The sequence below is a fragment of the Hahella sp. CR1 genome, assembly GCF_029813005.1.
Lineage (GTDB): Bacteria > Pseudomonadota > Gammaproteobacteria > Pseudomonadales > Oleiphilaceae > Hahella.
Genome location: NZ_JAPELK010000010.1, coordinates 254,985 through 280,977 on the forward strand (window position 1 = coordinate 254,985; position 25,993 = coordinate 280,977).

Annotated in this window: 23 protein-coding genes; 15 read left to right on the top strand and 8 right to left on the bottom strand. The window is 54.3% G+C overall.

Going from position 1 to position 25,993, the window contains the following annotated elements; translation table 11 throughout:
* Complete coding sequence (tssI, locus tag ONV78_RS23050) at positions 1 to 2,154, bottom strand: type VI secretion system tip protein TssI/VgrG (protein ID WP_279506722.1); 2,154 nt, start codon at positions 2,152 to 2,154, stop codon at positions 1 to 3.
* 462 nt (positions 2,155 to 2,616) lie between these two features.
* Between tssI and ONV78_RS23055 the strand changes: the two genes are divergently transcribed.
* Complete coding sequence (locus ONV78_RS23055) at positions 2,617 to 3,105, top strand: Rrf2 family transcriptional regulator (RefSeq protein ID WP_253938248.1); 489 nt, start codon at positions 2,617 to 2,619, stop codon at positions 3,103 to 3,105.
* Between the two features lie 120 nt (positions 3,106 to 3,225).
* Positions 3,226 to 4,296 (top strand): alkene reductase, encoded by a 1,071-nt coding sequence (locus ONV78_RS23060; RefSeq protein ID WP_279506725.1) that lies wholly within the window; start codon positions 3,226 to 3,228, stop codon positions 4,294 to 4,296.
* Here the strand turns inward: ONV78_RS23060 and ONV78_RS23065 are convergent.
* Complete coding sequence (locus ONV78_RS23065) at positions 4,293 to 4,790, bottom strand: GNAT family N-acetyltransferase (protein ID WP_279506727.1); 498 nt, start codon at positions 4,788 to 4,790, stop codon at positions 4,293 to 4,295. The two genes, ONV78_RS23060 and ONV78_RS23065, sit on opposite strands and share 4 nt — an antisense overlap.
* Positions 4,791 to 4,988: 198 nt before the next feature.
* Between ONV78_RS23065 and ONV78_RS23070 the strand changes: the two genes are divergently transcribed.
* The 5 genes from ONV78_RS23070 to ONV78_RS23090 all read left to right on the top strand — a co-directional run bounded on the left by ONV78_RS23070 (position 4,989) and on the right by ONV78_RS23090 (position 10,090).
* Complete coding sequence (locus tag ONV78_RS23070) at positions 4,989 to 5,864, top strand: CoA ester lyase (RefSeq protein WP_279506728.1); 876 nt, start codon at positions 4,989 to 4,991, stop codon at positions 5,862 to 5,864.
* A gap of 42 nt (positions 5,865 to 5,906) precedes the next feature.
* A complete protein-coding gene (gene mapR, locus ONV78_RS23075; protein ID WP_279506729.1) occupies positions 5,907 to 7,319 on the top strand; it encodes a GntR family transcriptional regulator MpaR in 1,413 nt (470 codons plus the stop codon).
* Between the two features lie 136 nt (positions 7,320 to 7,455).
* Positions 7,456 to 8,853: a cytochrome c oxidase accessory protein CcoG gene (gene ccoG / locus ONV78_RS23080; protein ID WP_279506732.1), complete on the top strand. Its 1,398-nt coding sequence runs from the start codon at positions 7,456 to 7,458 to the stop codon at positions 8,851 to 8,853.
* A 79-nt stretch (positions 8,854 to 8,932) separates the two neighbouring features.
* A complete protein-coding gene (locus ONV78_RS23085) occupies positions 8,933 to 9,847 on the top strand; it encodes a transporter substrate-binding domain-containing protein (RefSeq protein WP_279506735.1) in 915 nt (304 codons plus the stop codon).
* 6 nt (positions 9,848 to 9,853) lie between these two features.
* Positions 9,854 to 10,090 (top strand): thioesterase family protein, encoded by a 237-nt coding sequence (locus tag ONV78_RS23090; protein WP_279506737.1) that lies wholly within the window; start codon positions 9,854 to 9,856, stop codon positions 10,088 to 10,090.
* 46 nt (positions 10,091 to 10,136) lie between these two features.
* Here the strand turns inward: ONV78_RS23090 and ONV78_RS23095 are convergent, their stop codons facing one another.
* Both ONV78_RS23095 and ONV78_RS23100 read right to left on the bottom strand, forming a co-directional pair.
* Positions 10,137 to 11,447, bottom strand: a complete 1,311-nt coding sequence (locus ONV78_RS23095; protein WP_279506739.1) for a hypothetical protein — start codon at positions 11,445 to 11,447, stop codon at positions 10,137 to 10,139.
* A 243-nt stretch (positions 11,448 to 11,690) separates the two neighbouring features.
* Complete coding sequence (locus ONV78_RS23100; protein WP_279506741.1) at positions 11,691 to 12,446, bottom strand: transporter substrate-binding domain-containing protein; 756 nt, start codon at positions 12,444 to 12,446, stop codon at positions 11,691 to 11,693.
* Between the two features lie 175 nt (positions 12,447 to 12,621).
* On the opposite strand from ONV78_RS23100, the gene ONV78_RS23105 reads away from it, so the two are divergent.
* From ONV78_RS23105 to sodC, 4 genes are all read left to right on the top strand, one after another.
* Positions 12,622 to 12,993 carry a hypothetical protein gene (locus ONV78_RS23105; RefSeq protein ID WP_279506742.1) on the top strand — a complete coding sequence of 124 codons (372 nt, stop codon included), beginning with the start codon at positions 12,622 to 12,624 and terminating at the stop codon, positions 12,991 to 12,993.
* The gene (locus ONV78_RS23110) at positions 12,962 to 13,645 is read left to right on the top strand and encodes a hypothetical protein (protein ID WP_279506745.1); all 684 of its coding nucleotides are present in this window, start codon (positions 12,962 to 12,964) and stop codon (positions 13,643 to 13,645) included. Before ONV78_RS23105 ends, ONV78_RS23110 begins: the two co-directional genes overlap by 32 nt.
* Positions 13,646 to 13,726: 81 nt before the next feature.
* On the top strand, positions 13,727 to 14,887 hold the full coding sequence (locus ONV78_RS23115) for a DUF695 domain-containing protein (RefSeq protein WP_279506747.1): 1,161 nt from the start codon (positions 13,727 to 13,729) through the stop codon (positions 14,885 to 14,887).
* A gap of 235 nt (positions 14,888 to 15,122) precedes the next feature.
* Positions 15,123 to 15,731: a superoxide dismutase [Cu-Zn] SodC gene (gene sodC / locus ONV78_RS23120; protein ID WP_279506749.1), complete on the top strand. Its 609-nt coding sequence runs from the start codon at positions 15,123 to 15,125 to the stop codon at positions 15,729 to 15,731.
* Positions 15,732 to 15,909: 178 nt separating this feature from the next.
* Here the strand turns inward: sodC and ONV78_RS23125 are convergent, their stop codons facing one another.
* The gene (locus tag ONV78_RS23125) at positions 15,910 to 19,053 is read right to left on the bottom strand and encodes an efflux RND transporter permease subunit (RefSeq protein ID WP_279506751.1); all 3,144 of its coding nucleotides are present in this window, start codon (positions 19,051 to 19,053) and stop codon (positions 15,910 to 15,912) included.
* A 14-nt stretch (positions 19,054 to 19,067) separates the two neighbouring features.
* The gene (locus ONV78_RS23130) at positions 19,068 to 20,207 is read right to left on the bottom strand and encodes an efflux RND transporter periplasmic adaptor subunit (protein WP_279506753.1); all 1,140 of its coding nucleotides are present in this window, start codon (positions 20,205 to 20,207) and stop codon (positions 19,068 to 19,070) included.
* Positions 20,208 to 20,778: 571 nt separating this feature from the next.
* Between ONV78_RS23130 and ONV78_RS23135 the strand changes: the two genes are divergently transcribed.
* The 3 genes from ONV78_RS23135 to ONV78_RS23145 all read left to right on the top strand — a co-directional run bounded on the left by ONV78_RS23135 (position 20,779) and on the right by ONV78_RS23145 (position 22,385).
* Positions 20,779 to 21,333 carry a leucine-rich repeat domain-containing protein gene (locus ONV78_RS23135; RefSeq protein ID WP_279506754.1) on the top strand — a complete coding sequence of 185 codons (555 nt, stop codon included), beginning with the start codon at positions 20,779 to 20,781 and terminating at the stop codon, positions 21,331 to 21,333.
* 71 nt (positions 21,334 to 21,404) lie between these two features.
* Positions 21,405 to 21,689 carry a hypothetical protein gene (locus ONV78_RS23140; protein WP_279506756.1) on the top strand — a complete coding sequence of 95 codons (285 nt, stop codon included), beginning with the start codon at positions 21,405 to 21,407 and terminating at the stop codon, positions 21,687 to 21,689.
* 33 nt (positions 21,690 to 21,722) lie between these two features.
* Entirely contained in the window at positions 21,723 to 22,385 is a 663-nt protein-coding gene (locus tag ONV78_RS23145) for a VOC family protein (RefSeq protein ID WP_279506758.1), read from the top strand.
* An 18-nt stretch (positions 22,386 to 22,403) separates the two neighbouring features.
* Here ONV78_RS23145 and ONV78_RS23150 read toward each other — a convergent pair whose 3' ends face one another.
* Together ONV78_RS23150 and ONV78_RS23155 are read right to left on the bottom strand one after the other, a co-directional pair.
* Positions 22,404 to 23,594, bottom strand: a complete 1,191-nt coding sequence (locus tag ONV78_RS23150; protein ID WP_279506760.1) for a leucine-rich repeat domain-containing protein — start codon at positions 23,592 to 23,594, stop codon at positions 22,404 to 22,406.
* Between the two features lie 189 nt (positions 23,595 to 23,783).
* Entirely contained in the window at positions 23,784 to 24,896 is a 1,113-nt protein-coding gene (locus ONV78_RS23155) for a leucine-rich repeat domain-containing protein (protein WP_279506762.1), read from the bottom strand.
* A gap of 170 nt (positions 24,897 to 25,066) precedes the next feature.
* On the opposite strand from ONV78_RS23155, the gene map reads away from it, so the two are divergent.
* Positions 25,067 to 25,822, top strand: a complete 756-nt coding sequence (gene map, locus ONV78_RS23160) for a type I methionyl aminopeptidase (RefSeq protein WP_279506764.1) — start codon at positions 25,067 to 25,069, stop codon at positions 25,820 to 25,822.
* The last annotated feature ends 171 nt before the right edge of the window (positions 25,823 to 25,993 follow it).

Genomic DNA, 25,993 nt, shown 5'->3' on the forward strand with positions numbered 1-25,993 from the left:
TCAGTTCAATTTGATCATCGGACCGGAAACGGACACCCCGGCGCCATCGACTTTGATGGAGCTGCCGCCAATGGTGATGGTGACGCCGCCGCCGTCGATCTGGATGCTGGTTCCGCCCACCCGCAGGGAAATATTGCCTCCCGCCGTCAGGTCGATTTCCGTGGCGGTGGTGGCGGTCTTGCCGGTGACGGTGACGGTCTGCGCATCCGCCTGTGTGGTTTGCAGGCCTCTGATGGTGAACTTCTGGCTGGAGGCGTTGACCTCATGCGCCGCTCCCAGATTGATCTTCTGATTAGTGGCGCTGATGGTGTGGTCCGCTGACAGATTCAATGTCTGGTTGGTGGCGGTCTGGGTGATATTGCCGGAAACGCTCTCGGTCTGATCCGCGCCCACATTCAAGGTTTGCGCGCCAGTCACGGAATGCGTTTGCGCGCCGGTGATCGACACGTTCTGTTTGCCGGTCACGGCGACGGAATGATCGCCGCCGACGCTGAGGGAACTGTTTCCCGCCACCGAATCCGACGCATTGCCGCCGACGCTGCTGGTGGAATGGCCTTTGGCGTTGGCGCCGATGTTGTTTTTCACCTCCATGTTGAAGTCTTTTTCAGCATGGATATTGAGAGATTCCTCGCCTTTTTTATCGTCGAAGGAGATCTCGTTATAGTTGGACGTCTGTCCGCCTTTGGTGGACTGCGACTTCACTCCGAATCGGGACTTGTTGTCCGGCAGGGAGTAGGGAGGCATGTTGCCCTTGTTGTAGACGCCGCCAATCACCAGCGGGCGGTCTGGATCGCCTTCCAGAAAGGTGGTCACTACTTCCTGGCCAACGCGGGGTATGCCCATGCTGCCCCATTTCTTGCCCGCCCAGGGCGTGGCTACCCGCACCCAGCAGGAGCTGTTTTCGTTGCGTTCGCCGTAGCGGTCCCAATGGAACTGGACTTTAATGCGGCCGTATTCGTCGGTGTAAATCTCGTCGCCGCTTTTGCCGCAAACGATGGCGGTCTGGACGCCGTCTATGCGGGGCTTGGGCGTGTTCAGAGCGGGTCGGAAACTGACGTTGTCCGGCAGGCATTCGAAGCGATTGAAGTACACGCTGTTTTCTTTGTCCGCCTTGTCGGGACTGTCGGCGCTGGTGTAGCCGCCTTCGTAGGCGTAATGACGCACCGCTGTGACGACAAAGTTCTTACGGTTGTCCGTGACGCATTCTTCCGACTCCAGCGCGAACTTTCTGCCTACCAGCAAATGGGGCAGGTTGCTTCTGCCGCTCACCCGGGTGAAACGGCTTTCTTCTTCCTCCATGCGCAGTTTGGTCAAACGTCGGCCGCGATCCTGGTCGCCGAAAGCGCCGGGATAGTCAAAGCGTTCGTAAGACGCGGCGCCCCGCAGTTCGGTTAGCGCGGAGCATTCCGCCAGCAGGGACTGATCGGACTTTTCAAAGTTAAAGTCGCTCAGGCTCCATTTGCCGGAGAAATATTGATAACTGCGGCGCCATTCCTGGATATAGTCGCCATTGCGCGGCCGGGAGCTGTGTTCAATCTTGCGGGGCTCCATAAATGCGTTGGTGGACTTATCGTCCGCCAGAATCAACATGTGCCGCTTCTGCGCCTGCTCGAAATAGAAATAGATGCCTTCCTGCTCCATCAGACGCAGGGCGAAATTCAGGTCGGACTCCCGGTATTGCACGCAGTATTCCAGTTCTGGATATTCGTTATACAGACCGCTGAAACGAAAATCGGAAAAGCCCGCTTCCGTGAACACCGCTTCCAGAATTTTGGGGGCGGTCATGTTTTGAAACACCCGGCAGTCGGTATTCTTGTTCAGGAACCATAACCAGGGAACAAGAACGGCCTTGTAACCGTACAGCCCCCGCTTTTCCAGTCCGGTGGACTCGAAATAGCTAACATGCCCGCTGAATACGCGAGGCGCGCCGCCGTCGGCGCCAATGGTGACCTGCGCCAATTCGCCGATGATGTCTTCCGCGCGAATATCACGCTTGTGGGACAGCAGGTCCACGTCATACTGGAACAGCTGCGAATACCCTTCCTGACCCCGAAAATGGCGCAGCAGAAACACGTCTTTACCTAGAGGCGTGTCGATGCGGATGGGGCGGGTGTCCTGGGTGTAGCGTCCCTCTTCGATAAATAAGGCGTCCATAAGGAACTCCATGTTGGCGAGAATGGCGTGGAGTTCCTCGCCATTCCTGCCGGAAATAGTGTGATAACCAAGGTTGCGCGCTGGTGGCCCGGACGGCTTATAAGGAAGCCTTGGCCATGGTGTGGGCGGGGATAGCGAAACAACTCTCCCGGCCAGACTGCAGCGGAAACGCAGTGGTTTGCTGAATTCATTAGATCATAAAGCCTCATAACGACGCTATGGGGTGAAACGCTACAAGTTGTTGTTATTTAACGATAAAGTGAGCGGCGAATTGAGTGAATCCCTGACGTGGCGGCGCTTGCAGGGCGGCGTTAAAATACAAAGGGAAGCGTGGCGAAGAAGAGATTGCCTACTCGTAATGCTTCAATGCGAGCGTCAAGGGCTGAACTTGCGTTTTGCACCCTAAAATACAATACTGCGCCCGTAGCCCTTGAGATAAGCGGCTTACGCCAGATTTCACTGATGACGAAGGTTAATACCGTGCCTACATCCACCCGTTTCGCCGTAGCGATTCATATTCTCGCCGACCTGGCTCTACATAAAGACAAGGCGGTGCGTTCGGAGGATATCGCCTGTAGCGTGAACACCAATGCGGCGGTGGTGAGACGGCTTTTGGGCGTGTTGGCGGAGGCTGGCATGACCCGCTCGCAATTGGGCGTGGGCGGCGGCGCGTTGCTGGCCAGGCCCGCTCACGAAATTACGCTGCTGGATGTTTATCAGGCGGTGGAAGAGCCCAACTATTTCGTCCTGCATCGCTCCAAACCCAACCCCAAATGCTATATCGGCTGCAACATCACCTCGGTGCTGGAAGAAGAGTTTCAACGCATTTCCGCCACCATGGACGCCTCACTGGCGCAGACAACCATTGCGGATGTGGCGCGACAGGTCGCCGATAACGCGGGCGTGCATTATTACTGCGCCAAGCAGGAGATGTCTGAAGACGTCGATTAAGCGAGAAAAAATTTCTTGCCATGTGTAACCGTGTTGGTTACATTGTTTCCCATTGTCGGGGCGGCGACCAGTTTCAGTCAGCAGCCTCTTATTATTTTCATCGCTATCCAGGGAGACTGAATGATGGCTTCATTGTTTGATCCGATCCGCATCGGCGATTTTGAGCTTTCCAACCGTATCGTCATGGCCCCGTTGACCCGTAGCCGCGCAGGCGGGGAAGGGCGCGTTCCCAACGAACTCATGGCGCAGTATTACGCACAGCGCGCTTCTGCGGGTCTGATCGTTAGCGAAGCGACCGCGGTGATTCCACAAGGCGTGGGCTACGCCAACACTCCGGGCATCTGGTCTGCGGAGCAGGTGCAGGGCTGGAAGAAAGTCACTGACGCGGTGCATGCCGCCGGCGGCAAAATCATTCTGCAGCTCTGGCATGTGGGCAGAATCTCCGACCCGGTTTTCCTGGATGGCGAATTGCCCGTCGCTCCCAGCGCCATTGCGGCGGAAGGGCACGTCAGTCTGTTGCGTCCCATGCGTCCTTTTGTGACCCCGAGAGCGCTGGAGCGGGATGAAATTCCCGCTATCGTGGAAGGCTTCCGCAAAGGCGCGGAAAACGCCAAAGAGGCAGGCTTTGACGGCGTGGAAATCCACGCGGCCAATGGCTACTTACTGGACCAGTTTCTTCAGGATGGCGTGAACAAGCGCACCGATGATTACGGCGGCTCCGTGGAAAACCGTGCACGCCTGCTGTTGGAAGTCGCTGACGCCTGTATCTCTGTCTGGGGTGCAGGACGCGTTGGAGTGCATCTGGCGCCGCGCAGTCCTTCGCACTCCATGTCCGACTCCAATCCGGTCGCCACTTTCGGCTATGTCGCGCAACAACTGGGCGAGCGCGGAATCGCCTTCATCTTCTCTCGCGACCCTATCGTCGATGACGAGCTGGGCGGAACCCTGCGTAAGAACTTCGGCGGCGCGATTATCGCCAATGAAGAGATGTCCAAGGAGCGTGCGGAGCAGTTGATAGCGGATAACAAGGCGGAGGCGGTGGCCTTTGGTCGTCTGTTCATCGCCAACCCGGATTTGCCAGCGCGCTTTAAAGCCGACGCTGACTTTAATGATCCGCACCCTGAGACATTTATGCAGCTCGGCGCGGAAGGCTACGTGGATTACCCCAGCCTGAGCGAGGCGATGGCTTAAAGCGATGCGCCCACAGGCATTCTGAGGATGTACTGTGGGCCGGCCTTGCCGCCCAGATACTGCTCGCCGGTATCGGTGAAACCGCCGCCGATGTAGCAGTGGTAGGCGGCCGGGTTCCGGCAATTCACGGTGAGGGCGATGGACGATTTGTCGCTGTACGCCTCATCCAGATAGGGCTTTAACGCCCGCGTAGCGTTCTTGCCAAGGCCCTGTCCCTGTCTGCCTGCGTCGATCAGGAAGGCGCGCAACCCTAATTCGTCGGGCAGGGTGAAGTCGAATTTCTGATGATAGGCGACATCGATAATAAAAAAGCCGACCACGTCTTCGCCCAGCGTCAGCACATGACAGTGATGGTTGGGGCTCGCCACTTGCAGAATGTCCCGCGTGTGTCCGACATAGGGGACTTGTTCTTCGTGAACCTGTAGCGCCAGCACCGCAGGTTTGTCTTCGTCCCGCATTCTGCGGATCTCTAAATGCTTTACGACTAAGTCCATACAGCAACCCTGTTTTCAGAGGTTCCTTAACTATTGAGCGATGAATTCGGCGGGCGCGTCAGCGGCCCTGTCCTGAGCACGCCAGTGATAGCGTGACTGGATTAAGCGATAAAAGCTCAAATATAACAATAAAGTAGCTTATCATGTTAAACGCCTTCATCATTCCGTCTCAAACCGATTTATTAGATAGGCGCTCTCATGGATCAACCTGCCGCTACCTCCTATTGTCACGCCAGATGTTACCTTTTTATTCCCGCCAACCGGCCTGAGTTTGTCGTCAAGGCGGGCGGTCTGGACGCAGACGTGATTATCATTGACCTGGAAGACAGCGTACCTCGCGACGATAAACACCAGGCCCGAGCGGCGCTGCCGCAGATCGTGACGGCGCTGCGGGAGAAAGGCAAACGCGTGGCGGTGCGCATCAACGGCGATCTTGAGCATTTGGCTGCGGACCTGCAGGCGCTGCCGCTGACGGATCTGCATTCGGTGTTCCTGCCCAAAACCCAGGAGGCCGGCGTGATCCGTTTGATCTGTCAGTATCTGAGCGTCCTGGAAGCGCGGCAGTCGCTGGAGCCGGGCGCTACGGCGCTGACGCCGCAGATTGAAAGCTGCAAAGGCGTACTGGACCTACGCGATATTGCAGCGGCGTCGCCGCGGATAAAGGCCTTGGCGATGGGCTCAGAAGATCTGGCGGCGGAGCTGGGAGCGCTGGCCTCGCCCGATAGCCTGCTGGCGGCCTGCCAGCAAATAGCGCTGGTGGCGGGAGAGCGGCGCATAGACGCCCTGGGGCTGCCCGGCTCCATGGGCGAATTCAAAGATCTGGACAGCTATGCCGCCAATCTCGCCAAGGCCAAAGCCTTAGGCTTCAGCGGCGCTTTGTGCGTCCATCCCAATCAGATTCCCTGCGTCAATCGCGCCTTCGCCTACACCGAGGAGCAGAAGCAATGGGCGCAGCGGGTTATCGCCACCATGGCGCAGGCGGAGCAGCAAGGCCTGGGGGCGGCGAATCTGGACGGCCGTATGCTGGATGCGCCAGTGGCGGCGCTCGCCCGACGTATTCTGGCGCAGGACTAGCGCAGATTTCACTGACATTGAACCTATCAAGATTGCCGCAAGATGAAACGTTACGAGCAGTTGGCGAATGAGATCGCGGACCTGATCCGCTCTGGCGTACTGCCGGCGGGAAGCCGCGTGCCGTCGGTGCGTAACGCCAGTAAGACCTACGGCGTCAGCGCTTCCACCGTGTTTGAAGCCTATTACCTATTGGAAAACCGCGGCCTGATCCGCTCCAGACCGCGCTCTGGTTATTTTGTCTGCAACCAGGCTAAGCAAGCGGCGCCGGCGGCGCAAAAACGTCCGCGCCAGACCTTGGCCTCCACCTCGGTGGACGTCAGCGAACTGGTGTTTTCTGTACTGGGCTCAGTACGCGATCCCGCCATTACCCCGCTGGGCTCCGCCTTTCCCAGCCCGACCTTGTTTCCCATGCAACGACTGGCGCGCTCCATGGCCAAGGCCACACGCTTGATGGATCTGCGTTCCGTAGTCGCCGATCTGCCGCCGGGTAACCGGGATCTGCGCCGTCAGATTGCGTTGCGATATGTCATGGAGGGCGTCTCCGCGCCGATGGAGGAACTGGTCATCACCAGCGGGGCCATGGAGGCGCTGAATCTGTGTCTGCAGGCGGTGACGCAGCCGGGGGACCTGGTGGCCATTGAATCCCCCGCGTTCTACGCCAGCCTGCAAGTGCTGGAGCGCCTGCAGCTGAAAGCGGTGGAGATTCCCGTGGACGCTGGCGCAGGCATGGACCTGGACGTATTGGAGCAGGCGCTGGGCAATCACCCGATCAAAGCCTGCTGGCTGATGTCTAATTTTCAGAATCCGGTGGGCGTCACCCTGGCGGAGGAGAAAAAACGTCGGCTGGTCGCCCTGTTGCGACGGCATCAGGTTCCGTTGATCGAGGATGATGTCTACGGCGAGCTTTATTTCAGCGCCCATGCGCCCAAACCCGCCAAAGCCTTTGATGAAGACGGCTGGGTGATGCACTGCGGCTCGTTCTCGAAGAGTCTTGCTCCCGGTTATCGTGTTGGTTGGACCACCGCCGGTCGCTTCGCCCAGCAGGTGGAGCGTTTGCGTCTGATGACGACGATCTCGGCATCCATCCCCGCTCAGGCGGCTATCGCAGATTACCTGCAGTTCGGCGGCTATGACCGGCATTTGCGCAAACTGCGCCACAATCTGGAAGTGCAGCAGAACCAGATGCTGGCGGCGATAGATCGCTACTTCCCGTCGCAAACCCGGGTGACGCGGCCAGATGGGGGGTATTTTCTTTGGCTGGAACTGCCTGCCGCTGTGGATTCGCTGGCCTTGTTTAAGCTGGCGTTGGAGCAGGGCGTCAGCATTGCGCCGGGGCCAATATTCTCCGCTACGCGCCGCTTTCGCAATTTTATCCGGCTCAACTATGGCCACCCCTGGGGGCCGGAGTTTGAGCAGGCCATGGAGGTACTGGGTCGTCTGGTCCGTTCCTTTTAAAAAAAACAGTCATGTCTGTCAGCGATAAATCGCCATCTGATATGGTTTTTTAAATCTTTTCTGAAACTGTTTGTTTGTCGCGTACGCCTGAATAATCCCGCCTGACTTTTGGATGTAAAAAGGAAGGTGGCGGCGAATGAGCGAACATATCCCGGTTCACAATATCGAAGCGGTGACGGTTGATCTGTATGAGTCCCGCACCAAGGTTCATACCCGCAGTTTCAGCGGCCGCTTCAGGCGTTTGCGTCTGCTGGGCGGTTTTCTGCTGTTCGCCCTGTACTTCGGGGTGGCCTGGCTGAACTGGGAAGGTCGACAGGCGGTGCTGTGGGATATCGCTTCCCGCAAGTTTCATATCTTTGGCGGCACATTCTGGCCCCAGGACTTTATTCTGCTTTCCGGTATTCTCATCATTGCCGCCTTTGGCCTGTTTTTCCTGACCGTGTTCGCCGGGCGCGCATGGTGCGGCTACGCCTGTCCGCAGAGCATGTGGACCTGGGTGTTCATGTGGGCGGAAAAGGTCACGGAAGGCGACCGCAATCAACGCATCAAGCTGGACAAAGCGCCCTTGAGCCTGGAGAAAGCGACGCGACGCGGACTCAAACACGGGCTGTGGCTGTTGGTCAGCCTGGCGACGGCGGTGACTTTTGTCGGCTATTTCACCCCCATCCGCACTCTGGTTACGGAAATGGCGACCTTGGACGTTGGCGGCTGGAGTCTGTTCTGGATAGGATTTTTCACCGTCGCCACCTATCTGAACGCCGGCTGGCTGCGCGAGCAGGTGTGTTTTCATATGTGTCCCTATGGGCGGTTCCAGTCTTCCATGCTGGATGAAGACTCTTTGGTGGTGACCTATGACGCCGCCAGAGGCGAATCCCGTGGACCGCGCAAGAAAAACGCCCCCTATCGCGCGCAAGGCCTGGGGGATTGCGTGGACTGCAGCATGTGCGTGCAGGTGTGTCCCACTGGCATTGATATTCGTGACGGGCTGCAAATGGAGTGCATCGGATGCGCCGCCTGTATCGACGCCTGTGACGCGGTTATGGCGAAGATGGGATATGACGCGGGTCTGGTGCGCTACACCGGCGAGCGCGCATTGAAAGGCGGCGAGGCGCGCATACTTCGGCCGCGACTGCTGGGATACGGCGCCGTGTTGCTGCTGATGATCAGCGTGTTCGCCTGGGTGATGGCGTCTCGTCCGCTGTTATCTCTGGATGTGGCCAAAGACCGCGGATTGTTTCGGTACAACTCGGAAAACCGTATAGAAAACGGCTACATACTGGATATTCTGAATAAAGAAAATGAGCCGAAAACCTTCCTGATCAGCGCTTCGGGTCTGGAAGGGCTGGAGATGGGCGGCGAACGCAGAGTACAGGTTGGGCCGGAGAGCGCCGTCAGCGTTCCTGTGACCCTGTCGATGCGGCCAGGCCAGATTCTGCAGCGCTCCAGCGATGTGTTTTTTGAAGTGAAGGACGCCTACCTGCCCGAACGCAAAGTGGTCAAGCCCAGTCGCTTCACCGGGCCCACCGCAAAATAATGACGCGGCGCAATGGCGAGGTCCAAGCGCCGTTGAGGGTCTATACTGGCAAGTAAGCACGGAAGTTCTCCACGGCGACTTGCGCGCCCTCGTCGCCGCTCTGGATGAAACCAGCTTGGGGTATATCGTCGTCGACATGCGGGGGATGCCTGTGCAGTTATTGATTCTATGTTTGGCCGTTTTGCTCTTGAGCGCGCCTTTTTCCTGGGCGAAAGATCATTTTCATCAACCTGGCGCGGATAAGCTGGTGAGGGTCGCCACCCTGACCAACAATCCGCCATTCACATTCGACAGGCGCTACGCTGAAGCTGTCCAGCAGGAAATCATCCCGCCCGGCCTGGATTCAGAGCGCCTGCAAGGTTATAGCTGGGATGTTCTGAGGGAGAGTTATCATGAAATGGGCTACACCATTCAGCTCTATATCTATCCCTGGATTCGCGCGTTTGATCAGGTGAAGGCCGGCAAGCTGGATATCCTGTTTCCTACGGGCTTCAATCAGGAGCGCGCCAGCTACTTCAACTACTCTAAAGAGCCCATCGATCATGTGGACTTTCTCGTTTACGTCAGTCCTGACGTCAAACTGAGCTGGAACGGACTGGAGTCTCTGGAAGGCAAAACCATTGGCGTGCTGCGTGGCTGGAATTACGGTCTGGAATGGGAACGTCAGTCCCGCATCGTCAAATATGACGTAGGAGAGATTCTGCAGGGCTTCGCCATGCTGGACAAAGGTCACCTGGATGGCCTCGCCGGGTATGAACTGAGCTTTGACTACGCCTTGCAGCAAGCGAACTGGCGCAATCACTACAAAAAGCTTCCCGTGTTCGACTCCACGGACGAATTTGCCGTCAGCGCCAAAAAAAATCCTAACGGTCAGAAACTGCTGGATATATTCGACGCAGGGAAACGACGTATCGTAGAGAAGGGGATCTTCTACAAGATCAATGCAAAGTGGCAGGGCGCCGGGGTGCAGGAGACCAACGCGGAGCGCGAGTAAGGCTTGGTGAAATACACGATCGAGTTTCATGACGAAATTCGCTACGAACATGATGTCGCTATCTTTACCGCCATCGCGGAGATTGGAAACGCCTCGTTTACGGTCACCCAGCGCATTATGCAAAACGACAGTCTGCGCGCCACGGGGCGAACCACACTGGTCCACTTCGACTACCGCAACAGGAAAGCGGCGCCGATTCCTGAAGACATTCGGGCCAGGCTGCAAGAGATGGCCGAGGCATAATAGACGCCTGCGGTGCGGGCGTTCCTCTCCGACATAGTTGATCGCGCTATTGGCATAGAGTCTTTTCTTTCGTGAATAAAGACTCAAGCTCTTGCACATAATTCCCCGGCTTCTTCACTGTTTTGTGTGAGTTATTGTCGACACTGAAGGCGCTGCTGAATGAACGGTTTTCTGCGTTCCCCATAATAATCGGAGCGACCGCCGCCAGTTTTTCGCGTTCGACGCCGCAGTCGCCGTGAAGGGCGTTAAAGCAGGCCCGTGGGTCTATGTCATCCAGTTGCTTGAAAGGGAATGCATGCTTTTGGGTAAATAAAGTCAACACACATCGTTTGACTTCTTCCCGGGTTGATTTGTTTATGGAGTCAACCCATCCATTAAATGCAATGGATCTTATCCGCTGGGCGGCGTCTGCTTTGACAAGGCTATAAAGGGTGATGAGGGAAACCTGACGAATCGTATTGCTATATAAATGTCTGCTCTCTGCGGGAGATAGATGCGTCTCTTCCAGGGTATCGTTAGCTGATGAATAAGCCACGCTTTTGACGCTGGGTAATGATTCTATGTCTGGCAGAGAGTAATCAATGACGAGCGTCATTGATTCCGGGTTATAGCGCAGCTCCCAGCATTGTGGGAAGTATTCGGGATAATGTATGGAGCCTAAAACAACATCGCAATAATCAACGATTGCATGAGGGGCTCCTTCAAAGTACGCCTCTTTGGTTCGGGATATATTGATGCCTATCTCCCGTTGAATTTTCTCATGTTTTAACTTTCTCCAGCACCAGGCTTCTCTTTTAATCGCAAATGAACTCAAGGAGGCTCTGTTGCTGCTTGTTGCGTCTTTCTTTTGTCGCGCCCAGCATTCCTTGTCAGCCAGATATCTTTTCTCGGCCTCTTGCTCTTTTTTATATTTCCGATTGGGAAACAGCACATGCCAGAAGCTATGTGGAATCTGATAAATAGCGTCAGTTCTGGCCGGCTCTGGAGGAATATCCTGCAATTCAGGGAGATCAGGCTCGGCGATAGCAAAAGCCTCTTTGTCCAGAAGCCGGCCCCATGTGGACGTGTAGTTATCTGAGAGTTTCGTGTGTAAGAGATTTACCAGGTTGGCTATCTCTTTTTTCGTATCAATACTTATGCTGTTGGCGAGCGCTATTTTTTCTTGCTGTGTATTGGCTTCCTTCATTTGTTTCTTCTTATTGGCAAGCGCCGCCTTCTTTCTCCACATCTCGTTCCATATCTGCTGCTGCATTGTTATTTTTTTATTGACCAGATATTTATCATGCCCCCTGATTATTCTGAACTTATCCAACTTTTGGTGTCTGACTTCAACCTCCCAAACATCCATAGTGTCCATGCGCTAGCTCTCCATCAAGTTGTCCTTTCGTAATAAAGATGAATTTCATTGGCGCATAATTTTGTCGATCTTATTATGATTTTTATTTGCTTCTTTAGAGATGCAATTATCTAAGCAATGGAGGTATCTTACTTTGGGGGCTGGCGATGCTGTTCATACTTTAGTACCACAGACATTAAAAATATTAGGGGACTTCTGAAAAACGTTGGCGAAGCCGTCAGTGCAAGGGAAAAGTCGTATGAGCTATAGTTCCTGCTTGTCTTCGCCGTGCTTTTTCAGTATTCGCGCTTCGGTTCCGTCTTTGCGGATGATATCCAGGCCCAGGTTGAAGTCGTGAATGATTTTCTGGTAGTCGGGATTCACTTTTGACACGCAATTATGGAAGTAATTGGTGTGCAGGGGAGGGGTCACAAACGCCAGCTTGTGGGCTTCGGAGGCGAACACAGTATTCACCAGTTGTACGATCCGCTGTTTCTTCTCCACCACCAGGTCAAGCCGTCCCGCCAGCAGTTTGCGGATGTTGGTCTCTGCGTCGAACGCGTACTCCATGTTCAGATACTCCGCTTCCGCCTTATCAAACTCCGGGCTGACTTTGGAGTTGCTGATGTGCCCGATGCGGTAGGGTTTGAGGTCCTCGATATTGTGATAAGCGATAGCGCTGTCTTTGCGCTTCAACAGGACGACTTGCGCGACGCCGATGGGTTTGGAGTACGCCAGTTTTTCCGCCCGCTCCTTGGTGTAGTACGCGGCCAGCAGCACATCGTATTCCCCGGCGATGCTTTTGGTGAGCGCCCTGGACCAGGGAACAAAGCGAAAATCCGTGGCGTAACCGACGCGGCTGAACGCAGCTTCGGTAATCTCAACCAGATAGCCGCCTTTCTTTTCTTCATCGCCGGCGACTACGAGCGCTCTTTTTTCCGCAAAGACCGACCCGGAAAGGAAGAATACGCCAATGATCAGGGCGATAAGTCCTTCGGTTTTCCAGGTTCTGTGATTCATAAAGGTTTACCCTTTGCAGTTAAAGCGTAGTGTGGCGTGAGCGTCGCTGAGGAATATTTTCGGGTTGCAGAAAAAGTATAGCTTACCGGGTATAGGACGTTATTATTTATGAATTTTTCGGGTTCCGTAAAGGGAGGAGCCATAGGGTGATTAACGTTGTTGAATCAGGAGAGAAATGATGGAAATAGTGTCCGCCTGGCTGCTCTATCACCGGGCTTCCATGGAGCCGATGTCGCCAGCTAATTTCGATGGTTCAGACTATATGGTCGGCGTTGCCGTTGTTCCCGCTACCTCCATGAAAGAGGCGATGGAACTGTTTGATCAGTATCTGGCTGACAACAGGATGAAACTGATGGACCTTTGGAAGTGCGAACAGTATCGCGGCCCTATCGGGATAGGCGGACCTATTCATGTGCCGTCGTTTACAGAGCCTGAGCTGGGCGTCGCCGCGTCACAGGCGTTGGAAAATGAACGCATCTATTGTGTTGGCGGCATTTCCTCTGAAGCGTTGGCGTATGAAGAACAGTTTGGCCGTGATGAAGATTAGAGGCGCACTGACCCTCGCTGAAGGGCGCTATGACTGCAAAACCGATGTATCTCGCGCGCTGGATAACGAGGAGCAGGAAAAACAGGTTGTGTTAAGAACCTGCCTGCACTCCTATGAGGAATGGCGGGCGACCTGCCATGTTTACGGCTTTCCATTTCCGTTTCTCGCCTGGATACGCGGTGAGGCCGTTGAGGCCGCTATCGTGGACAGTCGCGAAGTCTGGGTTTTCAGTGTGAACGCAACGCGAACACAAGACATCGTTCGGGCCATTCGCGTGGGCATGTTCTTTTTCAACGTGACGGCGGATGTTCTGCTGCGCGACGTCTACGTCAAGAATCTGGATGCGGGAGATGAACAAGACCTATCGCCGCAGGCTTTGGTGAATGTGAATCAAGCGTTATACGAAAACACATGCGTTGCTCTCAGAGAAGCCGCTCACGCTTTGGCATACGAGGGTGATGTTAATTTCTGGACATACAGCCACCACAACAATCCAAGAATGCCGCAGAAAGCCTTGCATGAGGCTTTTTCCAATGCGGGAGCAAGGTCTGTCATAACTGATAGCATCAAGACCCACTGGACACGGGTCGGCAATAATCAGGGTGATCCCGGGTTAATCTGTAAATCGGACTTACATCGGGCGATTTTATAAAAGCGCCAGCGACATTCGCACTTATAGACGGCGAATCAGCCAGTCAGGCCGCAGCGAAATTTCAAAAAGAAGAGAGCGACAATGCAGGATAAATGGAATGTCTATCCCCGATTCACCGACGAGGGGCAAGCCTGGGTGTTGGTAAACCTGGGGTATGAGGAGATTGCGCGGACGGACGCTCGTGACTCTCTATTGGCGGTAAAGCTGGAATTGCAGCGCGCCAACGCCCATGGGCTGCCAACCTCTGAGGAGTTTGCGGCGCTGGATAATATTGAAGAGGCGCTCCTTCAAGGCTTGGAGGCGCAAAACGCCGCCTATGCGGGACGCATCACCGTAAACAGCCAGCGGTATTTCTTTTATTACATGAACTGCGATGAAGAGATCGCCGCCGCGATTATCCGCAACGTTGGTCGCCAATTCGGTTATATCCTGGAATTCGACGTGAGCGCAGATCCAGAAAAGCAGTCCTATTGGCAGGATCTCTATCCGTCAGAAGACGACTGGCAAGTCATTCAGGACCTGGAGGTGCTGCAAACGCTGGCGAAAAGCGGCGATGAACCGGACATTCAAAGAGAAGTCATACACTGGGCGCACTTCCCGACGCAGGCTCAGGCGCAGCAGTTTGCGGATTGGGCGGTGGCAGAGCATTACGTGGTGAGTGACTGCGCCAGGGAAGAGGATGGAGACCGGTTTCAGCTGACATTCAGCCATAACGGCAGCATGCGGTTGGACGACATATCGTTTCATACGATGCGCTCTAATCGTAAGGCGCACGAACTCGGCGGCGAATACGACGGTTGGGAAACCAGTGTGGAAACGGGCGCGCCCTCCGCACCAGCGAAAACGCCGCTGTATACCGGGCGGCCCACGCATATGATCGGCAGCGTGGCCATCGCCAGTCTGGCGGCGGGCGGCATTGGCGGCGCAGCGCTGTTTGGCGCGGTAGGGATCGCTTCTCCTGTTGTGTTTTCTCTGGGTGACTGGTTTCCCAAATTGGCGGAAGGCGCATTGATGGGGATATTTATCCTGTTCGGAATGGGAATATTCGTGCTGACGCCCTTGTTGTTGATATTGCGATTTTTCGGCTACGCAGGGCCGTTCTTTGTGTATGCAATCAGCCTGTTTGTCAGTGTCCTGTTTATGCTGGACGAGCCCATCCTTGGTGTTGTCGGACTGACCTTGTCCTTACCCGCCGCCTACATTTTTTGCCGTTACGCTTATAGGCGCGGTCAAACGTATTAGTTGGAAGCAGTGCGCCAGTGGCTTGTGCAGACCGCAAAAGTTACAGCTGAATTGCACAAGCTACAAAGCCTCGCCGTCTAAGAGCCTGATGCGCATCTGCGGGATGGGCTGTGATCGCGGCCCTGCTGCGCCCCGTCGGACGGCTGGCATGGACTTTGATTGATAACTCCTGAAGTGAATGAAGCCTGTGGTGAATGCGGGCTTCTTCCGTTGCATTCGAACAGGAGGATACACAATGCATAAACTGGCCATTACCGCCGCGGCTGCAACCCTGGCGCTGAGCGGCGCCTTAAGCGCCCAGGCGCAAGACGCCACACGGGTTTCCATTAACAAAATCAGCGAGGAGGGCGTTGGCGACAAAATAGGCTCAATCATTCTGGAGCCCACTCCCAATGGCGTATTAATCCGTCCTATTCTGGAAGGGCTGGAGCCGGGAATGCATGGCTTTCACCTGCATGAAAAAGGGAGCTGCGAAGCGGCGGAAAAGAGCGGCGAGATGACCGCGGGCGCAGCGGCCGGAGGGCATTACGACCCCGACAATGAAGGCGGGCATACCGGGCCGTTTCGTCCCGGACACCAGGGCGATCTGCCAGCGCTATTCGTCGATGAAGATGGAAACGCCAACCAACAGGTGCTGGCGCCCAAACTCAAAGTCGAGGACATGCGCGGACACGCCCTGATCATCCACGAAGGCGGCGACAACTACTCAGACAAACCTGATCTCGGTGGCGGCGGCGCGCGCATCGCCTGTGGCGTTGTCATTGACGAGGACTTCCAGTCGCAATCCGCCGTGGAGCCGAAAAAGCAGCAGAAACTACAACAGAAAGATGACAGCGCCAGTTAACTCGAAAGCGTTATAAAGTAAACGTCGAAACCGCCAGCTGTTTATCAGGAAAAGCTGTTTACCAGGAAAAGAATACAAGGGAAAGTACGAAGAAAAAGTACGTAAAAGGAAAGAAAGAGGGAAAAGAAAAGGCCTGCATTACGCAGGCCCTGTTGTAGCAGCTTAACAGCTGGCTTGATTAGCCAGCTGCCGGCTGAGCGTGCCCGGTTTCGACCTCGTCACCGACGGGATCATCCTTATGCTGCCGCGCCAGCAACACATACAACGCCGGGGTCACAAACAGCGTGAACAGGGTGCCGATGGCCATGCCGCCCACCAGTACCAGCCCGATGGAGTTACGGGCCGCGGCGCCGGGGCCTTCCACCAAAGTCAGGGGAAAGTGGCCCGCCACGGTGGCGACGGAAGTCATGAGTACTGGGCGCAGACGGGTCATGGCGGCTTCATGCACGGCGTTGAGCTTATCCATGCCCTGCATTTGCAGTTTGTTGGCGAACTCTACGATCAGGATGCCGTTTTTGGAGATTAATCCCACCAGAGTCACCAGTCCCACCTGAGCGTAGATGTTCATTGTCGTGGTCCAGCCGTTGGTCCAATAGGGCATATTCGGGTCCGGCATCTTCAACGTGGTGAAGATCAGAGCGCCGAACATAGCCAATGGCGCGGAGCCCAACAGAATCACGAACGGGTCGCGGAAGGAGTTGAACTGCACCGAAAGCACCAGGAAGATCATCAGAATCGCCAGTCCCAATGCAGGCAGGAACTTGCCTCCTTCGGTACGCAGCTGACGGGACTCGCCCGTGTAGTTGATGGTGTAGCCCGGCGGCAGAACTTCTTCCGCCGCTTTTTCCAGCACCTTCAAGCCTTCGTCCAACTGGGCGGTCATGCCGGACAGTTTCACCGCATTAAGCTGTTGAAAGCGGTTCAGTGAACGCGGCACTGTGCTATCGGTGATCGTGGCCACGGCGCTGAGGGGCATGAGTTGTCCCTCTGGGCCTGAGACATAGATGTCTTTGAGCTGATCAGGATTCAAACGCTCTACTCGGGACACTTGCGGAATCACCTTGTAAGCGCGTCCGTCCATGTTGAGACGATTGACGTAGTTGCCGCCCAGGGCCGCGCTCAGGTCCGCGCCGATTTGCGCGTTATTGAGTCCGAGGGCCGCCACTTTGCGATGGTCGATCACCACTTCAGACTGCGGCTGGTCGTACTTCAGATCGATATCCGGCGGAAAGTAGAACAAGCCGCTTTCCATCGCCTTCATCTGCAGTTGTTGCGCGAGTTGCAGCATCTGTTCCGGTTCAGCGGTGGAGGCGATGACGAATTCCACCGGGAAGTTGCTGCCGCCGGGCAGGGCGGGGGGCTGTGCTGCGAACACCTGCAGACCGGGAATCTGGCTCAACTGGTACTGCATGTCCTGCACGATTTCCGAGATGGAGCGGTCGCGCTGATTCCAGGGCTTCACCACCATGCCGCTGAAACCGCCGACGCCCAGCGCCGCCGCAAACGGATCGGAAGGCGACAGCAGTATCTGGAAGGTCAGATCCCGCTCCGGCGCGTTCAGGAAGATTTGCTCTGCGGCGTGACCGAAATGCGCCTTCTGATCCGCCGAAGCATTCGCGGCGTTATTGATGATGCCGAACATAAAGCCCTGATCTTCCAGCGGCGCCAGTTCTTTGGGGGAGAACATGTACATGGGAATCACCATGAGGCTGAGCCCCGCCCAGATGGTGTACACCGCCGGACGCGCATGCAGCACTTTCTCCAGCACAGAGCCGTACAGGTCGCGTAAACGGTCGAAGCGGTGATTCACCCAGCCGGTGAAGCCTTTTTCCTCGCTTTCGGCGCTGCGCAACAGCTTGGCGCTCATCATTGGCGACAAGGTCAGCGCGACGATGCCGGAGATGGTTACCGCTCCCGCCAGAGTCAAGGCGAACTCGCGGAACAAGGCGCCTGTCAGACCGCCTTGCAGGCCGATAGGGGTGTACACCGCCGCCAGGGTGATGGTCATGGCGATGACCGGACCAATCAACTCCCGCGCGCCGATGCGGGCGGCTTCAACCGGGCTGCGGCCTTCGCGCAAGTGCCGCTCGACGTTCTCCACCACGACAATGGCGTCATCCACCACCAGTCCCACAGAGAGCACTATCGCCAGCAGGGTGAGCAGGTTCAGCGTAAATCCGAACATCTGCATCAGAAAGATTGCGCCAATCAGGGACACGGGGATCGCCACAATCGGCACCAGCACGGAGCGGAAAGACCCCAGGAACAGGAAGATCACCACCACCACGATCAGCAGGGTGTCAGTGAGGGTGCCTACCACTTCATGAATGGCGTTGTTGATGTATTCCGACGCGTCATAGCCGATGCCGCCCTGCAGGCCGGGAGGCAGATCTTCCTTGATCGCTTCCAGGTCCTTGCGCACTCGCTCCACCACTTCAATGGTATTGGCGCTGGGAAGTGGGAAGATGCCCATGAACACGGCGGTCTGACCGTTGAAGCTGACTTCGGTGTCGTACTCCTCCGCGCCCAGCTCCACGTCAGCGATGTCCTGCAGACGGATGATGGTGTCGTTCTCCTGGCGGATCACCAGCTCCTTGAACTGCTCCACGGTATGCAGGTCGGTGTTGGCGGTCAGATAGGTCTGAACAAAACTGCCCTTGGTGCTGCCCACCGGCGCCAGATAGTTGTTGGCGGCGAGGGCGGCATTGACTTGCGCGGGGCTGATGTTCAGCGCGGCCATGTGATCCGGCTTCAACCAGATGCGCATGGCGAAAGTGCGGGCGCCGAAAATATCCGCCCGCTGTACGCCGGACAGCGCCGCCAGACGCGGCTGCACCACGCGCACCAGATAGTCGGTGATTTCGCTCTGTGAAAGCGATTCCGACCAGAAGCTGAGGTAGGCGGCGGCGAATTCCGAATCGGCGGATTGCACGCTGATGGCGGGCAGCTCCGAGCCGGCGGGCAATTCGTTGCGCACCTGATTCACCTTGGCGGTGATGTCCGCCAACGCTTTGGTGGGATCGTAGTTAAGCTTGAGTCGGGCGGTCACCAGAGACAGCCCCAGCATGCTCTTGGACTCAATGTAGTCCACACCGTCGGCGGAAGCGATGGCGCGCTCAATCGCCGTGGTGACAAACCCCCGCACCACGTCCGCGCTGGCGCCCACGTAGGTGGTGGCCACTGTGACGGAGGCGTTTTCGCTCTGCGGATACTGCCGAACGCTGAGTGAATTCCAGGCCTGTACGCCGGCGATGATTATCACGATGTTGACCACCAGGGCCAGCACCGGACGCCGCACGAAGATATCAGTAAAAGCTTTCATAATCGGCGGCCCTGTCAGGTGTTCTTGGGTTGCGGATCAAGTTTGAAATCCGGCGCCAATTTGTTGTCGATGAGCACGGACATGCCGGGCATCAACTTGAAGGAGCCGGTGGACACCACACGGTCGCCGGATTTCACGCCTTCGACCACGATGACGAAGTCGCCCTGGGTTTCTCCCAGCCGCACCAGCTGTTGCCGCAATACCAGCGGCGCATCGCCGCCGTCTTTGGCTTCGCCTTCATCGACGATATAGACGGAAGAACCGTAAGGGCCGTGCAACACTGCCGTAGAGGGGATAAACAGCACGTCGCGCGCCTGCGCCAGAATCATCTCAATCGCCACGAACATGCCCGGACGCAGTTTGCCTTCGGGATTGTCCAGGGTCGCCTGCACCCGGACGTTACGGGTGTTGGGGTCGACGTCCGGATTGAACGCGGTGATTTTGCCGACAAACTTCTGCTCCGGGTAGGCGTCGGTGACGACTTCCACTTTCAAACCTTCCGCCAGCTCGCCCAGACGACGCTGCGACAGCGAAAACTCCACATACACCGGATTCAACGCTTGCAGGGACACGACGGGCGTACCCCTGTCCAGGAACTGGCCGACGCTGATCTGGCGAATCCCCAGTTTGCCGTCGAAGGGGGCGCGCAAGGTTTTCTTGGCGATCACGGCGCGATTGTAGTTCAGCCGCGCTTGCGCCTGTTTCACGTCGTTCTCCGCGTTGTCGAATTCGAGCTGGGAGATATTGCGCGTTTTGCTCAGTTCTTTGGCGCGGGTCAGGCTTAACTGGGCGCGGTCAAGGGCCACTTCAGCCTCTCGTAACTCGGCGCGTTCGATCTGGTCATCGAACAGAACCAGAACATCGCCGGCTTTCACGTCTGCGCCGGCGGAGAATTTGATTTCTTTCACCGTCCCATCAATTTCCGTGTTGATCACCGTTCCCTGTACAGGTTTGACGGAACCCACCAGGGAGATGCGCGGTCGCCATTGCGACTGTTCGACGGTATAGGTGTTGACCGGCGTCGGCGGCATGGTCATCTGCGCGGCGGCGGCCCCCATGGTGTCGAACTGCTGCATCTTGACCTGGATGATCCCTCCAACGATGAGCGCCACGACAACCAGGCCAGCGAACACCCATAGGAGCTTTTTAAGCATATGCACTTCCTCTGCAAAGTGAGTTAAAGCGTTGGATCACATTCGCCAAATAGCCAGTGAAGTGGTGAAAATATGATCATAAACCTGTCAAATCCCTGTGTCCCGGCTGTCATCAATGGACTCCGGCAGGCAAGTGGAAGCCTGGAATAGAGTGGGGATTTACACCTTGTCGAACGGCGAGCGCGATTTTCGACAAAGTGAAATGAAAAAATTTTAATTGAGAATATGCTAAGGAAATCAAGTTATTGTGATAATTGCAAGAGGGCGATTAATAGAATTTCACCCTATTAAGTAACGGCTGCAGGGGAAAAGTTACTAAGTAGGGAGCGCCTAATGCGCTTTTACGTTTTAAATTGCCATGAGATGTACGAGCTGAGGCTTATTCGGAACAGGTTTTATAGGATTGAATCATGATTTAAATCCGCAAAAACGTGAAACACGGGAACCGTCCCAAATCGTAGATCCCACACAAGAAAGGCGTTACTCTTTGGGTCTTTGATATGGTTTCCGACAGAGTGAAAAGCATCGGTACTTAATTGGCCTGCAACGGAATACTACAAAGGATGACGGTGTGACTGAGTATTTAAGCAAAGAGTTGGCGGACCCGGAGTCAGTAAAGCGCTTGCGGCTGCACTGTGCTGATCTAACTGAACTGCCGGATGAGCTTTCGTGGCTAACCAATTTAGAATATCTGGAACTCTCGTTTAATAACTTTGAAGCGCTTCCATCGGTAGTATGCAAATTAAGACAGCTCAAAAAACTGCACATTCGACATAACAAGCTGCGACATTTAAACGACGAACTCGGAGAGTTACAAAATCTAAAGATGATTCACATGCCAAACAACGCGGACATTGACTCTGCAACGGTCTTTAAACAACTGGCGAAAATTCCCAATCTGGAAAGATTAAGCCTGGGGAATTGTGGGATTCACAAAATTGATGCGTCGATTGGCGATTTCACCCAATTGAAAGTTCTCAATCTTTACGGCAATCAGATTGCTGATCTTCCTTGTGAAATGTTCGGGTTGAAAAAACTGCAATTCTTGAACCTGCAAGGTAACCCGATAGATATTTCCAACTATCGTAATAAATTCGCTTCCAAGTCATTGACTATAGTGTGCTAAATAAGCGCTTATTGGCGATATTCCTCAAAAAATTTTATAACGCTATCCTGCCATATTGATAGGACCGAAGAATGAAGGATGTCCATAAATCCGCCCTGTGGGCGCTAATCTGTATTCCAATTACGCTATTAGCGGGCTATTTCGGCTATGCATTGGCGCATGGCTCGTTAGTTTTTCTTGCCTACCTGCAAGCGCCAGGATGGTTGCTCCTTTCACTACTGGGTGGCGACTTTTACTCTGTCTGGTTACTAATGCTGGCTCAATATTTTGCGTACTTCGTGATCATTCACATGTTCAGGATGCTCTTGAAAAAGCTGCTTTCCAGATCACACAAGAAAGTCTCTGCTTCCTTGTAGTCCCGGAAATTTTCATCAAATAAAGAGAACGTCATGGAATTGGACCATATTTTTATCTGCGTATCGGAAGAAGCTCCGGAAGGGGATTTGTTGACCGCCTTTGGTTTGACGGAAGGCTCCGCGAATACTCACCCTGGTCAGGGTACGGCTAATCGTCGTTTTTTCTTCCACAACGCTTTTATCGAGTTGTTGTATTTAAACGATCCTGAAGAAGCTGACAGTGCGCTGACTCGGCCGACGATGCTGCTGGAAAGGCTGACCCAAAGAGGCGCTGCTGTTTCGCCATTTGGCTTTTGCTTTCGACCTGAGACCGGCAAGGAGCGAAGCCCTGCGCCGTTCAAAAGCTGGGACTACCGGCCTAAATACCTGCCGGAAACCCTGCGTGTGGAAGTCGCGGAATCGCCATTAAGCGAACCCATGTGGTTTTACCTGGAGTTTGCCGGCAGACCAGACCAAGCCGCCCCAGAGCGCGCGCAGCCACTAACGCACGCCACCGGTTTCAGAGAAATCACGCGTGTTTGCGTCACATCCCCCAATAGAGAAACGCCCTCCGACGCCGCCATTCTGGCGACCACTGCGGGCGGATTTGAGATGTCGACGGGGGATGAGAGCCTATTGGAAATAGGCTTTGATCACGAAAAAGAGGGAAAGCATCACGACTTCCGGCCTCATTTGCCGTTGGTGTTTCGGTGGTGATAGAAGCGACGGCTGGGCTTAATCAAACAATATGATTTCAAGGTCGGCGTCCAGCTGATCGCACAGCTTTCGTTGCTCTTCTTCAGGGATGTGGTTGCTATGAAGGCTCAATTCTTCCAGCTGCTTCAGATTCAGAATTTCTGATGGCAGCTCAGTGAGCTGGTTGTCATTCAGACGCAGGCGCGTTAACTGGGTGATCTCGCCAATTTCGGCAGGCAGCGTCTCGAGTTTATTGAAACTAAGATCTATCTCTTCCAGCTTGGGAAGCTGTTTCAGGCAACCGATTTCCTTTGGTAATTGCTTTAGTTTATTCCAACTAAGGTTTATCGCGGCAAGGTTGGGGAGGTTTCTTAAAACACCAATTGCCGGTGGTAGTGACTCCATGTTGTGTGTGTTCAGGGACAGGCGCGTTATATTGTCCAGATTCCGCAAATTTTTCAGCGCTGTTTCAATGTCGTCCGTATCGAGGTTGAGACGTAAGTGAGAGACATGGCGAACTCCATCGCTCGAAGCGTTTAGGCAACTGATATCAATCGCTAGATATTTCAGTTGGTCTAGCTCTGAAAGAACCATCGGGACGGATTTGAATCGGTTACCGATGAGAGACAACGACCTCAGTGAAGCAAGACGGGGGAGCCAAGGCGGCAGGTCGTCGAATTGGTTGTCATTTAGACCCAACGCGTAAAGGGAGTGCATATACTCCATTGTGACAGGCAGAACCGACAGTTTATTAAAGCCTAAGTCGAGATCATGAACGTTGGTTAAATTGCCAATCTCAATTGGGAGATCGGCAATCTGATTACCATACAAATAGAGACGCTGAAGTTCTCTCAAATTTCCAATTTCTTCAGGCAAAGTGCTGAGTTGGTTATAGGAGAGGTAAAGACCTGTTAATTGAGAAAGATCGCCAATCGAAGCTGGCAGGCTCGTGAGCCTGTTGTCACTTGCTTCGAGGCGAGTCAGCCTGGATAGCTTACCTATCGTCTTCGGCAGTTGTTGCAGTAGATTGCTGGACAGAGAGAGATGCACTAACTTTTCGAAAACACTGATAGCGGGGGACAACTCCTCTAGCGAACGATCCGCCAGATAAAGATCGGAAATCAATTTAAGCTCTCTAAGTGCGTAGGGAAGGCGCGGCGGTTGATTATCCGGAACATAATCCCTTAAAAAATCGAGTGCTCTTTGGTAATTATCACTGCTATTGATCAAGTCTAACTCCTCTCTAATTGAGGCCTGCTATTTGAATTCGGAAAAGGCCTTACTCATTCCTCAACAAGTTTTTGTTCGTGGATTATCTCGTGGACGATATAGGCGCAAACGCTCATAAAACATATTGGCGGTATTGCCGCGATGAACTTACAAAAGATAATCACGAGCTTGGAACAGAGAATGAACGGCTTAATCAAACAATATGATCCCCAGCTCGGCGTCCAGCTGATCGCACAGCTTTCGTTGCTCTTCTTCAGGGATGTGGTTGCTGTAAAAGCTTATTTCTTTCAGCTGCTTCAGGTTCAGAATTTCTGATGGCGCTTCGGTGAGCTGGTTGTCATTCAGGTGCAGGCGCTTTAGCTGAGTAATCTCGCCAATTTCTGGAGGTACTTTCTTGAGTTTGTTGAAGCTTAGGTCTAATTCCTCAAGGTTAGGCATATTCTTCAGTAGCCCAATCGCCGACGGCAGCGTTTCCATATTATGGGTTTTCATCGCTAGAGATCTCACGCCAGCGAATTTTTCCAGGCATCGTAGCGCTCGGTCTATGTTATCCGTGTCAAGACTGAGGCATAAATGAGTGACATTGCCGGGCAGGTCTGTCGAGGTGGTGATACAGCTGATATCCATAGACAGAAATGCCAGCTTTTCCAGTTGCAAAAGCACCTCAGGAACAGATCTGAATAGGTTGCCAATCAGAGATAGAGAACTTAATGAGGACAGGTTTTCAATACTCTGAGGAAGGCGCTCCAGTTTGTTGTCGTTCAGCTCCAGCGTGCTGAGTGAATGCATGCGCCCAATAGTTTCGGGCAGCGCTACCAGGCGGTTGTTATGTAAGTACAGCTGGCTCAATTTGGACAGCCCGCCTATTTCGTTGGGGAGCGCACTAAGGACGTTCTGACTCAGGGAGAGAAGCTCAAGCTCCGCCAGATCACCCATCTCTTCTGGCAGGCTCTCCAGTCTGTTATCCAGGAGCGTCAGGCTTTTTAGCCGAGAAAGACTTCCGATCGAAGATGGCAGGCTTGTTAGTTTGTTGTTATCCAAATACAGATGATTGAGTCTGGATAACTTACCTATCGTTTCTGGCAGTTGTCGCAGCTGATTACCTGACAGGCTGAGTCGCTCTAAGTTTTGAAAAGCGCTGATGGCGGGGGATAGCTCCTCCAGCATTCGATCCGACAGATAAAGCTCGGAAAGCTGTTTAAGCTCTCCAAGTGCATGGGGAAGACTTGGCGGCTGATTATTTGGAACATAGTCTCTTAGAAACTCGAATGCTCTCTGGTAATTTTCACTGCTATTGATCACGTCTAACCCCTGCGGCCGGCCTGCAAGTATAGAATGCGGGAAAAGCCTTTATCATTTCAAAACTAGCGCATTGGTGGCGAACTATATAAGAAAAAACGTCTAATTTGTTTATCTTTTCAATGACTTTTGATATGAGTGCGAGATAAGCCACGTACCTGAGGACCCGGTTGATGACCATAGAAACAGAGCAAGATTTACTACACCTGAAACATATCGGCGGCATTGTCGCGACGATTTTGCAGGAGATGATAGCGCGCACCGAACCGGGGATGACGACCTCAGAGCTGGACGCTATTGGCAAGGCGTTGTTTGAAAAATATGAGGCTCAATCGGCTCCGTTACTCTCCTATAACTTTCCCGGTTACACCTGCATCAGCGTGAACGAAGAAGCGGCGCACGGCATTCCGGGCGATCGCGTTATTCGCCCTGGAGATATCGTCAATATTGATGTTTCGGGCGAAAAGAACGGTTATTTCGCAGACACTGGGGGCACCTTTATCGTGCCGCCATCCACGCCGCAAAAAGACCGGTTGTTACACGCGACCAAGTTGGCGTTGCGCAACGCCGCAGCGAAAGCGCGGGCGGGGGAGAATCTGAATGTCATCGGTAAGGAGATCCAGAAAGTCGCCAAGGACAAAGGCTTCAAAATTATCAGAAATCTGTGCAGCCATGGCGTAGGGCGCAGTCTGCACGAAGACCCGAAGGAGATTCTGGGCTATTACGATCCTCGCGAAGAACGGCGTTTGCACAAAGGGCTGGTCATCACCATCGAACCCTTCCTGTCCACCAAGAGCAAACACGTAACGGAAGCCCGCGACGGCTGGACCCTGGTTGGCGCCGCAGGGAATTTATCCGCCCAGTTTGAACATACGATGGTGATCACCAACGGACAGCCCATATTGGTGACCGTGCCTCAAAGCGCTTAGCGTCTTTATAGCCTCACGGTTGTGACTCTCCGAACTTTCTAACCGTAGGTTGGATAAGCAAAGCGCCATCCAACGTGGGCGTCACAATTAGCTCAGGGGAAAGCGTATAAGCTACGGGACATTGCCCCATAGTTGGCGACAAAAAGCAAAACGTGATCTGCTGATTTGGCG

What these genes read in the sequence shown, in the direction of transcription:
- tssI (WP_279506722.1), bottom strand. Translation starts at nt 2,154, where the DNA reads ATGGACGCCTTATTTATCGAAGAGGGACGCTACACCCAGGACACCCGC.
- ONV78_RS23055 (WP_253938248.1), top strand. Translation starts at nt 2,617, where the DNA reads ATGACGAAGGTTAATACCGTGCCTACATCCACCCGTTTCGCCGTAGCG.
- ONV78_RS23060 (WP_279506725.1), top strand. Translation starts at nt 3,226, where the DNA reads ATGATGGCTTCATTGTTTGATCCGATCCGCATCGGCGATTTTGAGCTT.
- ONV78_RS23065 (WP_279506727.1), bottom strand. Translation starts at nt 4,790, where the DNA reads ATGGACTTAGTCGTAAAGCATTTAGAGATCCGCAGAATGCGGGACGAA.
- ONV78_RS23070 (WP_279506728.1), top strand. Translation starts at nt 4,989, where the DNA reads ATGGATCAACCTGCCGCTACCTCCTATTGTCACGCCAGATGTTACCTT.
- mapR (WP_279506729.1), top strand. Translation starts at nt 5,907, where the DNA reads ATGAAACGTTACGAGCAGTTGGCGAATGAGATCGCGGACCTGATCCGC.
- ccoG (WP_279506732.1), top strand. Translation starts at nt 7,456, where the DNA reads ATGAGCGAACATATCCCGGTTCACAATATCGAAGCGGTGACGGTTGAT.
- ONV78_RS23095 (WP_279506739.1), bottom strand. Translation starts at nt 11,447, where the DNA reads ATGGACACTATGGATGTTTGGGAGGTTGAAGTCAGACACCAAAAGTTG.
- ONV78_RS23100 (WP_279506741.1), bottom strand. Translation starts at nt 12,446, where the DNA reads ATGAATCACAGAACCTGGAAAACCGAAGGACTTATCGCCCTGATCATT.
- ONV78_RS23105 (WP_279506742.1), top strand. Translation starts at nt 12,622, where the DNA reads ATGATGGAAATAGTGTCCGCCTGGCTGCTCTATCACCGGGCTTCCATG.
- ONV78_RS23110 (WP_279506745.1), top strand. Translation starts at nt 12,962, where the DNA reads ATGAAGAACAGTTTGGCCGTGATGAAGATTAGAGGCGCACTGACCCTC.
- ONV78_RS23115 (WP_279506747.1), top strand. Translation starts at nt 13,727, where the DNA reads ATGCAGGATAAATGGAATGTCTATCCCCGATTCACCGACGAGGGGCAA.
- sodC (WP_279506749.1), top strand. Translation starts at nt 15,123, where the DNA reads ATGCATAAACTGGCCATTACCGCCGCGGCTGCAACCCTGGCGCTGAGC.
- ONV78_RS23125 (WP_279506751.1), bottom strand. Translation starts at nt 19,053, where the DNA reads ATGAAAGCTTTTACTGATATCTTCGTGCGGCGTCCGGTGCTGGCCCTG.
- ONV78_RS23130 (WP_279506753.1), bottom strand. Translation starts at nt 20,207, where the DNA reads ATGCTTAAAAAGCTCCTATGGGTGTTCGCTGGCCTGGTTGTCGTGGCG.
- ONV78_RS23140 (WP_279506756.1), top strand. Translation starts at nt 21,405, where the DNA reads ATGAAGGATGTCCATAAATCCGCCCTGTGGGCGCTAATCTGTATTCCA.
- ONV78_RS23145 (WP_279506758.1), top strand. Translation starts at nt 21,723, where the DNA reads ATGGAATTGGACCATATTTTTATCTGCGTATCGGAAGAAGCTCCGGAA.
- map (WP_279506764.1), top strand. Translation starts at nt 25,067, where the DNA reads ATGACCATAGAAACAGAGCAAGATTTACTACACCTGAAACATATCGGC.